10 protein-coding genes are annotated in these 13,644 nt (G+C 69.6%); 4 read left to right on the top strand and 6 right to left on the bottom strand.

The window, feature by feature from the left end; genetic code table 11:
* Positions 1-119: 119 nt before the first annotated feature.
* Positions 120-2,387, top strand: a complete 2,268-nt coding sequence (gene metE / locus ABZ552_RS04485; protein WP_357435602.1) for a 5-methyltetrahydropteroyltriglutamate--homocysteine S-methyltransferase — start codon at positions 120-122, stop codon at positions 2,385-2,387.
* Positions 2,388-2,715: 328 nt separating this feature from the next.
* On the opposite strand, the gene ABZ552_RS04480 is transcribed toward metE, so the two are convergent.
* The 4 genes from ABZ552_RS04480 to ABZ552_RS04465 form a co-directional block, all read right to left on the bottom strand.
* The gene (locus ABZ552_RS04480) at positions 2,716-3,087 is read right to left on the bottom strand and encodes a limonene-1,2-epoxide hydrolase family protein (RefSeq protein ID WP_357435600.1); all 372 of its coding nucleotides are present in this window, start codon (positions 3,085-3,087) and stop codon (positions 2,716-2,718) included.
* A gap of 97 nt (positions 3,088-3,184) precedes the next feature.
* Positions 3,185-4,309 (bottom strand): bifunctional 2-methylcitrate synthase/citrate synthase, encoded by a 1,125-nt coding sequence (locus tag ABZ552_RS04475; protein WP_357436000.1) that lies wholly within the window; start codon positions 4,307-4,309, stop codon positions 3,185-3,187.
* A 5-nt stretch (positions 4,310-4,314) separates the two neighbouring features.
* On the bottom strand, positions 4,315-5,223 hold the full coding sequence (gene prpB / locus ABZ552_RS04470) for a methylisocitrate lyase (protein WP_357435999.1): 909 nt from the start codon (positions 5,221-5,223) through the stop codon (positions 4,315-4,317).
* Positions 5,224-5,243: 20 nt separating this feature from the next.
* Positions 5,244-6,767 carry an MmgE/PrpD family protein gene (locus tag ABZ552_RS04465; protein WP_357435598.1) on the bottom strand — a complete coding sequence of 508 codons (1,524 nt, stop codon included), beginning with the start codon at positions 6,765-6,767 and terminating at the stop codon, positions 5,244-5,246.
* 147 nt (positions 6,768-6,914) lie between these two features.
* On the opposite strand from ABZ552_RS04465, the gene ABZ552_RS04460 reads away from it, so the two are divergent.
* On the top strand, positions 6,915-8,336 hold the full coding sequence (locus tag ABZ552_RS04460) for a short-chain fatty acyl-CoA regulator family protein (RefSeq protein ID WP_357435596.1): 1,422 nt from the start codon (positions 6,915-6,917) through the stop codon (positions 8,334-8,336).
* A gap of 69 nt (positions 8,337-8,405) precedes the next feature.
* On the opposite strand, the gene recG is transcribed toward ABZ552_RS04460, so the two are convergent.
* Both recG and ABZ552_RS04450 read right to left on the bottom strand, forming a co-directional pair.
* The gene (gene recG, locus ABZ552_RS04455) at positions 8,406-10,688 is read right to left on the bottom strand and encodes an ATP-dependent DNA helicase RecG (protein WP_357435594.1); all 2,283 of its coding nucleotides are present in this window, start codon (positions 10,686-10,688) and stop codon (positions 8,406-8,408) included.
* A gap of 3 nt (positions 10,689-10,691) precedes the next feature.
* Positions 10,692-12,464 (bottom strand): DAK2 domain-containing protein, encoded by a 1,773-nt coding sequence (locus ABZ552_RS04450; protein ID WP_357435997.1) that lies wholly within the window; start codon positions 12,462-12,464, stop codon positions 10,692-10,694.
* A 333-nt stretch (positions 12,465-12,797) separates the two neighbouring features.
* On the opposite strand from ABZ552_RS04450, the gene rpmB reads away from it, so the two are divergent.
* Both rpmB and ABZ552_RS04440 read left to right on the top strand, forming a co-directional pair.
* Entirely contained in the window at positions 12,798-12,989 is a 192-nt protein-coding gene (gene rpmB / locus ABZ552_RS04445; protein ID WP_063019880.1) for a 50S ribosomal protein L28, read from the top strand.
* Positions 12,990-13,092: 103 nt separating this feature from the next.
* Entirely contained in the window at positions 13,093-13,623 is a 531-nt protein-coding gene (locus ABZ552_RS04440; protein ID WP_357435592.1) for a GNAT family N-acetyltransferase, read from the top strand.
* The last annotated feature ends 21 nt before the right edge of the window (positions 13,624-13,644 follow it).

The following is a 13,644-nucleotide window of genomic DNA, read 5'->3' as shown; positions in this document are numbered from 1 at the left end:
CGCGCGGATCACCAGCTGACGTGTCGGGCTCCTCGGCCGGGAACATTCACCGGCATGTCATAAGGTTCTCCGCCTGCCCGTATGGCGATGGCTTTCGTCCTCAGCAATGGAGAAACATCGTGACTGTTGCACAGCAGAAGCCGTTCACCGCGACGGTTCTCGGGCTTCCACGAGTGGGGCCACGACGCGAACTGAAGCGGGCTATCGAAGCCTATTGGGCGGGCAAGATCGACGCGGGCCGGTTGCACGCCGTGGCGCGCGACTTGCGGCAGGCCCAGTTCGCCGACATGCGCGCCGCGGGCTTGGACTCCATCCCCGTCGGCACGTTTTCCTACTACGACCACATGCTCGACACCGCCGAGCTGCTGGGCGCGCTGCCGCCCCGGGTCGCCGGGATCACGGATCCGCTGGACCGGTATTTCGCCGCCGCCCGCGGCACCGACACGGTCGAGCCCTTGGAGATGACCAAGTGGTTCGACACCAACTACCACTACCTGGTGCCGGAAATCGGCCCGGAGACCGCGTTCTCGCTGCACCCGGAGAAGCTGCTGGCGGAAGTCGAGGAGGCGCTGGAGCTGGGTGTGCCCGCGCGGCCGGTCGTGATCGGCCCGCTCACCTTCCTGAAGCTGGCGAAGGCGACCGGCGGCCCAGCACTCGCCCGGCTGATCGAACTGCTGCCGCTCTACCGGGAACTGCTGCGCAGGCTCGCCGTCGCCGGCGCCGAGTGGGTGCAGATCGATGAGCCGGTGCTGGTCACCGACCTCACCGCGGCGGAAATCGACCTGCTCCAGGTCACCTACGAGGAACTCGCCGAGGCCACCGAGCGCCCGGCGATCCTCGTCGCGACCTACTTCGGACAGCCGGACGCGGCACTCGCGGCGCTGGCGCGCACCGGCATAGAAGGAGTCGCGCTCGACTTCACCTCCGGCGTCGACGTCGCCGCGGTGGCGGCCGTGCCCGCGCTGACCGGCAAGCTGGTCGTCGCCGGTGTCGTGGACGGGCGCAACGTCTGGCGCACCGACCTCGACCGAGCCGTGGCCACTCTCGGTTTGTTGCTGGGATCGGCCGGACACGTGGCGGTTTCGAGTTCGTGCTCGTTGCTGCACGTGCCGTACACACTGGCCGGCGAGACGCGGTTGGACGAGCGTCTGCGGTCCTGGCTGGCGTTCGGCGCGGAGAAAGTGACCGAGATCCGGCTGCTCGCGACCGGCCTGCGCGAGGGCGCGGAGGCGATCGATGCCGAATTGACCGCGGTCCGGGAGGCGCTGGCGTCGCGGAAGTCGGATCCGCGGCTGAACGATCCGGGGGTACGCGCGCGCCTGGCGGCGCTCGGTCCGGACGCCGCCCGCCGCGCGCCCGCCGAACAACGCCGGGAACTGCAACGGGACCGTTTGCGGCTGCCTGCCCTGCCGACCACGACGATCGGTTCCTACCCGCAGACCTCGGCCATCCGGCTGGCGCGCGCCGCGCTGCGCAAGGGCGAGATCGACCAGGCGGAGTACGTGCGCCGGATGCGCGCGGAGATCGCGGAGGTCATCACGCTGCAGGAGGAACTGGGGCTCGACGTGCTGGTGCACGGCGAGCCGGAGCGCAACGACATGGTGCAGTACTTCGCCGAACATCTCGAGGGGTTCGCGGCGACCGAGCACGGGTGGGTGCAGTCCTACGGGACGCGCTGCGTGCGGCCGCCGATCCTGTTCGGGGACGTCGCGCGGCGGGAGCCGATGACCGTCGACTGGATCGGGTACGCGCAGTCGCTCACCGACAAGCCGGTGAAAGGCATGCTGACCGGTCCGGTGACCATTCTGGCGTGGTCCTTCGTGCGCGACGACCAACCGTTGAGCGAGTCCGCCCGCCAGGTGGCGCTGGCCATCCGGGACGAGACCGTGGACCTGGAATCGGCGGGCATCCGGGTCATCCAGGTCGACGAGCCGGCCTTGCGTGAACTGCTTCCACTGCGTGCGGCCGAGCAGCCCGGTTATCTGGAGTGGTCGGTGCTGTCGTTCCGGCTCGCGACCTCCGGGGTGTCCGATGCGACGCAGATCCACACGCACCTGTGCTACTCGGAATTCGGCGAGGTGATCGAAGCGATCGCCGGGCTGGACGCCGATGTCACGTCCATCGAGGCGGCGCGTTCCCGCATGGAGGTGCTCGACGACCTGAACGCCTCGGGATTCGACCTCGGGGTAGGCCCCGGCGTGTACGACATCCACTCACCGCGGGTGCCCAGCGTGGAGGAGATCACCACGTCGTTGCGGGCGGCGCTGAAAGCCATTCCGGCCGAACGCCTCTGGGTGAATCCCGACTGCGGGCTCAAGACCAGAGGACGCACCGAGGTGGAAGCCTCCCTGCGCAACATGGTCGCCGCGGCGGCAGCGGTACGGTGACCTGACCACTGATCGATGATCGGTGCCCCCTTCGCCTGTCGAAGGGGGCACCGAATCAGCTACGCCTTCAACTGGATTCCGGCTCGGGTCGCGGGGGCTGCCGCCGCCGTAGGGTGTACCGATCACACGGTTCCTCCCGCCGCGTCACCGGCAACTCCCGCGCCCGCGCCCGCATCCCCCGTCGCCATGCCGTATGACACCCGGAACAACGCTCCATCGGCTACCCCTCCTCACAAGTCGACCACGACACCGTCTTTCCCCTCTTGCCTACTTTCGACGCGCCCACCCCTGATTCGGTTCCAAGCAAGAGAAGGAATTTTCCGCCGGTCTACAGGCCGAAGGCTCGGTTGATGGCGGCCATGTCGAAGTAATCGCGCCATACGGTGATCTCGCCGTCGGCGACTTCGAAGAAGCCCATGACCGGGAGCGGGGTCTCGCGGCCTGCGGAGCGGAGGGTGTCGGTGCGCTCGTTCATCACCACGGCGCCGGAGGCGATCTGGTGGTGGATGTCGAAGTCGATGCCATCGAACGTGGTCAGGAAACCCGCGATGAAGTCGCGGATGGCGGCGCGGCCGACGACGGGTTCCATCGGGATGTTGTGGTAGACGGCGTCCTCGGCGAAGTAGGCGCTGATCCGATCCGGATCGGGGTCGGACCAGCTTCGGCACATCGCACGCACGAGTTCGTCGGGATCGGGCATCGGTTCTGCTCACTTCCTGCTGCCGGGACGCCGGACGGCAACATTCAACCAAGCAATTGCTCGGCGCGGAAGGGGATGCATCCGGCGGCGGCTCCGGTCAGCGACTGACCGCCAGCTCGCGCTGCGGGACGCCGATGTACTCCGACAACGGCCGGATCAGCGCGTTCGACGCCGCCTGCTCGATGATGTGCGCGGTCCACCCGGTGATCCTGCTCATCACGAAGATCGGCGTGAACATGGCGATGTCGAAGCCCATCAGGTAGTAGGCGGGACCGGCCGGGAAATCCAGGTTCGGCTTGATACCGGTGGCCTCGTCCATCGCGCGTTCCAGCGCGGCGCAGACCCGCAGCCACCGCTCGCCGCCGGTCACCGCCACGACCTGCGCCAACTGCGCCCGCATGGTCGGCACCCGGGAGTCGCCGTTCCGATAGACCCGGTGCCCGAACCCCATCACTTTCTGCTTGTCCGCGAGCTTGCCGCGCAACCATTCGCGGGCTCGTTCCGGTTCGCCGATCTCCAGCAGCGCGTGCATGACGGCCTCGTTGGCACCGCCGTGCAGCGGGCCTTTCAGCGCGCCGATCGCGGCCGTGACCGCGCTGTAGATGTCCGATCGGGTCGAGGTGACCACCCGGGCGGCGAAGGTCGAGGCGTTGAAACCGTGTTCCGCGTAGAGGATCAAGGAGGTCTCGAACGCCTTGACGATGCGTGGATCGGGTACCGCACCGAAACACATGTTCAGGAAGTTCTCCGCGAAACCCAAGTGCGAGTGCGGCGCGACGAAATCCAGCCCGCGCCGCCTGCGCATGTCGGCCGCGATCACGGTGGGCAGCATCGCCGTCAAGCGCAGCGCCTTGGCCAGCAGCGCCCGCCGGGCCGGGGCGCCGGTGAGATCCTCCTCCGGGTCCTCGGCTCCCAGATAACTCACCACCGTCCGCACCACGTCCATCGGATGACACGAGTCGGGCATCTTCTCGATCAGCGACAGTACGGACCGATCGATCCGGCGCTGGGCGCGCTCGCGCCCGCACAGCAGCTCCAGTTGCGCGGAGTCCGGCAGTTCGCCGTACCAGAGCAGGTAGGCGACCTCCTCGAACCCGCAGTGCCGGGCCAGATCCGGCACCGCGTAGCCGCGATAGGTCAGGGAGTTGGTCTCCGGTACCACCTTCGAGACGGCGGTGGTGTCGACCACCACGCCCGCCAGGCCCTTCTTGATCTCGGTCATATCGTTCACTCGCTCACGGTGAAGGTGAATATTCCTGCGTCGAATTCGCTGTAGCGCTGGTAGCGCAGTAGTTCATAGAGGCGGGACCGATGCTGCATGCGGTCGAGCAGCGCGGCCTGGGTCCCGGTGCGGTCGATGTCGCGTAGCCCGTTCTCCACGGCGTGCATGGCCAGTCGCAAGGTGGTCACCGGATAGATGACCGCGTTGTAGCCGAGCTCTTCGAGCAGGCGCGCCGGGAGCAGTTCGGACTTGCCGAACTCGGTCATGTTCGCCAGCAAGGGAACTCGCACGGCAGCACGGAATCTCGCGAACTCCGAGGCGTCGGCCAGCGCTTCGGCGAAGATCAGGTCCGCACCGGCGTCCGCGTAGGCCTTGGCCCGATCGGTCGCCGAGGCCAATCCTTCGGTCGCGCGTGCGTCGGTGCGGGCGCAGACGACGAAGTTCGGGTCGCGCCGGGCCGACACGGCGGCGCGCAACCGCCGCACCATATCCTCGACCGGCACCACGGACTTGCCGTCGAGGTGCCCGCAACGCTTCGGGTTGACCTGGTCCTCGATGTGGCAGCCCGCCAGCCCCGCGTCCTCCAAGAGGGTCACGGTGCGGGCGGCGTTCATCGGCTCGCCGAAGCCGGTGTCCGCGTCGATGAGCACCGGAAGCTCGGTCGCACGTGTGATCTGCTGCCCGCGCGCGGTCACCTCGCCGAGGGTGGTCAGCCCGATGTCGGGCAGGGCCAGCTCGGCCGCTGTCACCGCGCCCGAGACGTATACGCCTTCGAACCCGATCTCCTGGATCACCCGGGCCACCAACGGGTCGAAGGCACCCGGCATTCGCTGGATACGCCCGGAGGCCAGACCGGCCCGGAACGCCACGCGCTTGTGTTCCGCGCTCACCGCAGACGAAAGCAGGCCGGTCACCGTACCCACCGGCGCGCGCATCAGAAGACTCCTTCCGGAATCCGCGGCGCCCGGCTCAGCACCTGCTCGGATACGGTGAAACTCAGCTGGTCCAGCTCCCCGGGCGCCAGTTCCGGCGTCCGCTGCGCCACGTCGAGGAAACGCGCCTGCTCGTCCTCGTCGAGCACACCCTCGGCCAAGGCCCGGAACTTGGCGATGTACTGCGTCCGGCCGAAGGGGCGCGCTCCCAGCGGATGCGCGTCGGCGACCGCCAGTTCGTCGACGATCGTCTCCCCGCTCCGCAGTGTCACGACAGCTCGTGCGCCGAATGCCTTCTCGCGAGGATCGGTGGCGTGATAGCGGCGGGTCCAGTCCGGATCCTCGGTCGTACTGATCTTGCGCCACAGCGCGACGGTGTCCGGCCGTCGCGCCCGCTCCGGCGCGTAGGACCGCTCGTGGTGCCAGCTCCCATCTTGCAGCGCGACCGCGAAGATATACGGCACCGAATGGTCGAGGGTTTCGCGACTGGCGTGCGGATCGAACTTCTGCTGATCGCCGGAACCCGTGCCGATCACCACGTGTGTGTGGTGACTGGTATGCAGCACTATGGAGACGATCTGCTCGAGGTCGCCGATCCGCGCGCGCATTCGGCGAGCGAGATCGATCGGCGCCTGGCTCTGATATTCGGCCGAGTGTTCCTTGGTGTAGCTGTCCAGGATGGCCCGTTTGGCCTCGCCCGGCCCGGGCAGCGGCACCCGGTATGCGGCGTCCGGCCCGCCGAGCAGCCGGGCGATCACGCCGTCGGCGCCCTCCCAGATCGGCGCGGGCGCACCCTCGCCCCGCAGCGCGCGATCCACGGCCTCCACCGCCGTCTTCCCCGCGAACGCCGGAGCGTACGCCTTCCAGCTGGAGATCTCGCCTTTGCGGGATTGCCGCGTCGCCGTGGTGGTGTGCAGGGTCTGGCCGAGCGCCTGGTAGATGGTTTCGGTGTCGAGTTCGAGCAGCGTTCCGATGCCGGCCGCGACGGAGGGGCCGAGGTGGGCGACATGGTCGATCTTGTGCTCGTGCAGACAGATCCCGCGAGCCAGATCGATCTGGATCTCGTAGCCGGTGGCCAGCCCGCGAATCAGGTCGGCGCCGCCGCGGCGGAGATGCTGGGCGACGGCGAGGATCGGTGGGATGTTGTCACCGGGATGCGAGTACTCCGCGGCGAGGAAGGTGTCGTGGAAGTCCAGCTCCCGCACCGCGACGCCATTGGCCCAAGCGGCCCATTCGGGCGAAACCCGCTGCCGGACGGGCAAACCGAACACCGTCGCGCCTCGGCGACCTGCGCGCGGCGAGTAGGGCTGCGCGGTGGCCTGAGCGCGCGCCGCGGCCACCGGGCGGCGCGTCAGCGCCGCGGCGGCTACCGCGGCGTTGTCGATGATCCGGTTGACGATCATCGCGGCGACTTCGGTGGTGACTTCGACCGGGTCCGCGGCCACCTCGGCGATCTTCGTCGCGAGATGCTCCGCGCGCGGGAACTCCTCGGCGGCGGAACGGGCTCGTACGGTGTGTATTCTCATGCATCCTCCACGACACGGCGGCAAAACCTCTCTTCGCACGCTACGCAGATCGAATACATTGCTGAACACCTTGCAAAAGCATATTTTCGTGGGTAATAACGCGTGTTTTTGCGATGATTGCGAATCATCGCAGCTACCATCGTGCACGTGCGCAAGATGTATGCGGGCGCCCGGCTTCGGCGATTGCGCGAAGAGCGGAGGATGACTCAGGCGGCTCTGGCGAAATCGCTGGATCTGTCGCCGAGCTACCTCAATCAGCTCGAGCGCGACCAGCGCCCACTCACCATTCCCGTACTGCTGAAACTCAATTCCACCTTCGATCTGGACGTCCAGTTCTTCGCCGCCGATTCCGACGCGCGTCTCGTGTCGGACCTGCACGAAGTGCTCATCGACGCCGCGGGCGGGCACACCGCCCCGCTGACCGAAGTGGAGGAGCTGGCCACCCGCCAGCCGGAGGTCGCCCGGATCGTCGTGGCGATGCATCGCCGACTACGCGCCGCCACCGATCAGCTCGATCTGCTGTCGGCGCGGGTCTCCGCCCCGGCGGGCGCGCCCGGAGTGCCCATGCCCTACGAGGACGTGCGCGACTTCTTCTACGACCATCACAACCACATTCCGCAGCTCGACATCGCCGCGGAACAGTTGTTCGAGAACTCCGGACTCACCATCGGCTCGCTGGATCGCCAGCTCGCCCGCATCGCCGAGGAACGCGCCGGGGTCACCGTCTTGGTGCGCGGCGACGGCGCCGACCGCACCGTTCCCAAACGGCACTACGACCCGGAGACCCGGACGCTCACGCTCGCCCGCCGGTTGCGGCCGGGCCAGCGCGCCTTCCAGATCGCCACCACGCTCGGCTTCCTCTTGTACGGGGCCGAACTGGATGCCGTGCTGGCCGAGAGCCCGTCGCTCAGCGGCGAGTCCCGCACACTGGCACGGATCGGGCTGGCCAATTATTTCGCGGGCGCGCTGGTCCTGCCGTACGGGCGATTCCTGCGCTCGGCCGAGGAACTGCACTACGACATCGACCTGCTCGGTCTGCGTTTCGAAGTCGGCTTCGAGACCATCTGCCATCGGCTCAGCACGCTGCAGCGGCAGGGCCAGCGCGGCGTCCCGTTCTTCTTCGTGCGCACCGACCGGGCGGGCAACATCTCCAAGCGTCAGTCCGCGACCGCGTTCCATTTCTCCCGGGTCGGCGGCAGTTGCCCGCTGTGGGTGGTGCACGAGGCCTTCTCCAACCCCGGCCGCATCCTGACCCAGGTGGCCGAGATGCCCGACGGCCGCCGCTACCTGTGGGTGGCCCGCACCGCGGCGATCGCCCCGCACGGATTCGGCGCCGCCGCGAAGAACTTCGCGATCGGCCTCGGCTGCGATGTCGAATACGCCGACCGGTTGGTGTACTCGGCCGGATTGCAGTTGGACGACCCGGCGGCGTCGGTCCCGATCGGGGCCGGCTGCAAGGTGTGCGAGCGTCCCGCGTGCCCGCAGCGGGCCTTCCCGCACATCGGCAGTCCGCTGGCGGTCGCCGAGCACACCAGCACCGACCTGCCCTACCCGCGGCTCGGGCGGTGACCGTGGCGATGTGGTCGGGTTCGTCCACCCCGTAGCTCGCCCCGATCGACGCGGCGACGTCGAGCGGCGTCAGGACTTCGCCAGGTACTCCAGCCGCTCGGAGTCCACCGCCGCGTGCATCATCCCGGCCAGACCGGGGTGCTTGCGCAGGCCCGGGTCGGACGCCACGACGGCCCGGGCGAATTCCTGGGCCGCGGTGATCACCTCGAGATCGTCCAGCAGCGACAGCAGCCGCAGCGAACGGGCCGTGCCGGACTGGGCGGCCCCGAGCACGTCACCCTCGCGGCGGGTCCGCAGGTCGAGCACCGACAGTTCGAAGCCGTCGGTGGTGGCGGCGACCGCGTCCAGCCGCGCCATGGCCGACCCGCCCGGCGCGGCGTCCGTGACCAGCAGACACAACCCGGGGTGCTCGCCCCGGCCGATACGGCCGCGCAGCTGATGCAACTGACTGACGCCGAACCGGTCGGCGTCCACGATCACCATCACCGTCGCGTTGGGCACGTCCACGCCGACCTCGACCACGGTGGTGCACACCAGCACATCCACCGATCCGTCGTTGAACGCCCGCATCACTTGGTCTTTCTCGTCGGCGGGGAGTCTGCCGTGCAGCAAGCCGACCCGCACGCCGGACAGCGGGCCGCCGCGCAGCATCTCGAACACGTCGAGCACCGCCTGGGTGGCCGGGCCCTCCTTCGCGCCGTCGCCGGACTTCGCGCGTCCGTTGCGCGACTTGCCCGCCGGCTCCTCGTCGTCACCGATGCGCGAACACACCACATATGCCTGGCGACCGGCGGCGACCTCCTCCACGATCCGCTCCCAGGCGCGATCCATCCAGTTCGGGTGCAACCGGCGCGGCACCACCTTGGAGACGATCGGCGAACGGCCTTTCGGCAATTCGGTCAGCGTGGACGTCTCCAGATCGCCGAGCGTGGTCATGGCGATGGTGCGCGGGATCGGGGTCGCGGTCATCACCAGCAGATGCGGGCTGGTGCCCGCTTTCGCCTTGGCGCGCAGCGCATCTCGCTGTTCCACCCCGAAACGATGCTGCTCGTCGACCACCACCATGCCGAGATCGAAGAACTCGACGTTGTCCTGGATCAGCGCGTGCGTGCCGATCACGATGCCCGCCTCGCCGGTCACCGCCTCCAGCAGCGCGGCCTTCTTGGCCGCGGCCGACATCGACCCGGTCACCAACACCACGCGGGTGGCGTGGTCGGCCGCGCCCAGCTCGCCCGCGGCGCCCAGCTCACCGAGCATGCCGCGCAGCGACCGATAGTGCTGCGCGGCGAGCACTTCCGTCGGGGCGAGCAGCGCGCACTGCAATCCCGCGTCCACCACCTGCAGCATGGCGTGCAGGGCGACGATCGTCTTGCCGGAGCCCACCTCGCCTTGCAGCAACCGGTGCATCGGCTGCTCCCGAGCCAGGTCGGCGGAGATCTCGGCCACGACCTGCTGCTGCCCCGCGGTCAGATCGAAGGGCAGGCGCTGGTCGAACGCGGCGGCGATGCCGTCGGCGCGCGGCGCGCAGGCACGGGCCCGCCGCCCGGACACCTCGTGCCTGCGCTCGGCCAGCACCAGCTGCAAGGCCAGCGCCTCGTCGAAACGCAACCGGTCCTTGGCCTGATCGATATCGGACTTGCGCTCGGGCAGGTGGATCAGGCGTAGCGCGTCGGACAGGTTCGGCAGCGCGCGCTCGGCGCGCACGTCCTCCGGCAGCGGATCGTCGAGCGGGTCGAGCTGGTCGAGCACCTGCCGAACGCAGGCCAGCACGTCCCAACTCTGCACCTTCGCGGTGGCCGGGTAGACCGGGATGAACTCGCGTTCCATGAACGCCGTGTCCACCCCGCCCGCGCCTCGCGCGCTCTGCGCGAGACCGCGCAGGTCCCCGCCGCCGCGTACCTTCGTCAGCGCGCCGACCGAGTCGGTGTCGTCCTCGGTCTCCGGCAGGATCAGGTAGCCGGGGTGGCTCAGATTCCACTGACCGGGCCGCCAGTACGTCACCGTGCCCGACATCATCGCCCGCAAACCCGCACGGACCACGTGTTTCACCTTGTCGCCATGGAAGAAGGTGACGTCGACGCCACGGCCGGAGCCGGTGTCGAGGACCACCTTCAGCAACGACCCGCGGCGGTTGCGCATCGGCCGCAGCTCGGCCTTGGTGATCCGGCCGATGACGGTGATGTGCGAACCGTCCTCGGGCGCCTCCTCGGTGAGCGGCTGCCCCTGCGTCGCGTACCGCAGGGGATAGTGCCGCAGCAGATCCTCGACGGTCTGCATGTCGAACGCGTCCGCCAGCGAGGCCGCCGCCTTCGCCCCGAGGATGTGGTCGAGCCGATCACCCAGTGTCGCCATGCCCTATTCCACTCCGATCTGCACCGAATCACCGTGCTGCCCACCGGAATACACGATCACCTCGACCCCGGGAAAGTTCTGCTCGACGTACCTGGCGAGTTCGTCGCCGAGACCTTCCGGCGCGGCCGCGCCCACCAGCAGCGTGACCAGCTCGCCGCCGAAAGCGAGCAGCCGGTCCAGCAGTGTCCGCCCGGCCGCGCGCACGTCGCGCTCGATCACGACGACGTCGTGCCCGGCCAGTCCGAGCCCGTCGCCCGGTTCGCAGGTGCCGACCATGGTGAGCGCGCGCTCGGTCGCCGCGCGCAGCGATCCCCACCGCGTCGTGGCCGCCGCCTCCGACATGGCGAACGCGTCGTCCACCGCGATCCGCCCGCGGTCGTGCACGGCCAAGGCGGCCAGTCCCTGCACCATCGACGCGCTCGGCAGCAGCAGCACGTCGCGACGGGCGTCGCGCGCGGCGACGCCGACGGCGACCAATTCGTGCGCGGGCAGCGCGCCGTTGGGCAGCACCAGCACTTCGCGGTTCGGCATCCGCCGGATCGCGGCCAGCAGCGCCGCCGCCGTGACCGGCTCGTCGCCCGCCAGCACCACGGCGCCCGCGTCCTCGAACAACGCCGCCGCACCCGCGCCCGCCACCACGGCCAAGATCCCGCGATCCGCCGGAACCCCCGGCGTCGCCGCCGCGCCCGGGCCGAGCACACCGACCACCGCATGATTCGTATCGGCGGTCGGCGCGGAGCCTGCGAAGCCGCCTTCCCGGCCGGGTCGGGTCGGCAAGCCGGACGTCGCGCCAGGAGCGAGATCGGCCCAGTTCGCACGTTCGCCGACCTCGGCGGTGACGGAGTCGCCGGACCCGGCCCGCACGTCCGGATGCGACGTGCGCAGCACGTTCTCGATGCGGATCCGGCTCAGCACGCCCGCCGCGATGCCCGCCTCCACCGCCGCACCCGCGTCGGCGCAGTGCACATGCGCCGACCAGGAGCCGAGCCCGTCGCCGACCACCACGACCGAGTCGCCGAGTTCACCCAGACGGGCGCGCAGCGCGGCGACCCTCCGCTCGTCGGAATCGGCCAGTAGATACATCACTTCGTAGCGCGGTTCGGCGGCGCAGGCAGGCGCGCTCCGCGCCGCCGACGGCCGGGGGTACTCCGGACGCGTGGGCGCCTCGCCTCGGGTCACGGTGACCAAGCTGTCCAGCAACACGACCAACCCGCGGGCTCCCGCGTCGACGACACCCGCCTGACCCAGCACACCCAATTGGAAGGGAGTGTCCCCGAGCGCTTCGGCCGCGCCGTCCGCGGCCGCCAGCGCCACGTTCGCCAGCTCCTGGTCCGGGCATCGCGCGGCCGCCGTGGTCGCGCGGTCCAGCACGGTGAGAATGGTCCCTTCGATCGGCACGCTCAGTGCCTCCCGGACCAGCCCGGATGCCCTGGCCAGCGCGGCGCGCAGGCTGTCCCCCGTGAACGGGCCGCCGTCCACCGCGTCCGCGACGCCGCGCAGCACCTGGGACAGGATGATCCCGGAATTGCCCCGAGCCCCGACCGTCGCGCCGTGCGCCATCGCGACGGCGACGGCACGGGCCGCGCTCCCGTCCGCGTTCGCCCGCGCACCGGCCGCCTCTCCTGCCTCGACCGCGGCACGCATGGTGGCCAGCAGGTTCGTACCCGTGTCCGAGTCCGGGACGGGAAAGACATTGAGCGCGTTGATCTCCTCGCGCCGGTGCGCCAAGCCGGCGAGACAGGTACGGCCCCAGCGCAGCAATGCCGTGCCGTCCATCACTTCTCGCACTCCGGACACCGTCACCTCACTCCCTTCCGCCACCCGCGCACCACCGCCGCCCGCCAGGTTAGCGGGCGGTCCCGACAGGCGACCGGCAACATCGCGTCCTTAGAATGGAGGTGCCCGGCCAACGATCGGGCACTCGTCCGCGGGGACCGGTTTGGTGGATCGGTGGCAGCACAGCTACCCTTGCAGGGTTGCCTCGCGCGGCCGTCGCCGGTCAGCGCTGGTCGGCTCTCCGCCGACAGGGCACATACTCGACATTGCACGAGGACGCGCCGCATCGCGAAAGCGGCGGTCCCCACCATTGACATGAAGGAGTTCGCGACTATGGCTGCCGTCTGCGACGTCTGCGCCAAGGGCCCCGGCTTCGGGAAGTCGGTCTCGCACTCGCACCGGCGCACCAACCGTCGTTGGAACCCGAACATCCAGACCGTGCGCGCGCAGGTCGCCCCGGGCAACACCCGCCGCATGAACGTGTGCACCTCCTGCCTGAAGGCGGGCAAGGTCACCCGCGGCTGATCCGCCCTCCGGCTGGCCAGCACTGTCGGCACGCGCCCCGGCACCCGTATCGGGTGGTCCGGGGCGTCGTCATGACTACCGGCATCCGGCTGACGGAGCCGTGGTGACGACGCGTCCATGGCGGGTCCAGCCATTGGCCGCCGAGTACGTCCACAGCCTCGCCGAATGCCACATCGACTGCTGGCGCGAGGCGTATCGGGGGCTGGTTCCCGCGCACGTGCTCGACGCGTTCGACGTCGCGCGGCGGGCCGAACAGTGGGAGCGCGACCGGGTGCGCTATCCGGGCCGCACGCACGTCGCGATCGTCGACGACGTCGTGATCGGATTCTCCAGCGGGGGTCCGCCCGGCGACGCGGACCCGGTGACCCCGCTCGAACTGCACGCCCTCTATGTGCGTTCCGCCTGGCACGGCAGCGGAGTCGCCGACGACCTGATTCGCGCCGCGCTCGATCCGGCCGCTCCGTGCTCGCTGTGGGTGTTCGAACAGAACGCGCGCGCCCAGGCGTTCTATCGCAAGCATGGTTTCGTGCTCGACGGCACGCGCAAAGTCGAGGTGTTCACCGCCGCGATGGAGGTGCGCATGGTGCGCACGCCGACGATGCACGCGGATCGCGCGGCGGTGGGAACCCGGTAGGCGCACCCTCCGCACCACGCG

It is taken from the genome of Nocardia sp. NPDC019219, assembly GCF_040632645.1.
Classification (GTDB): domain Bacteria; phylum Actinomycetota; class Actinomycetes; order Mycobacteriales; family Mycobacteriaceae; genus Nocardia; species Nocardia sputorum.
The sequence above is the reverse complement of the archived record's forward strand: the minus strand, read 5'-3'. Positions and strand labels throughout refer to the sequence as shown.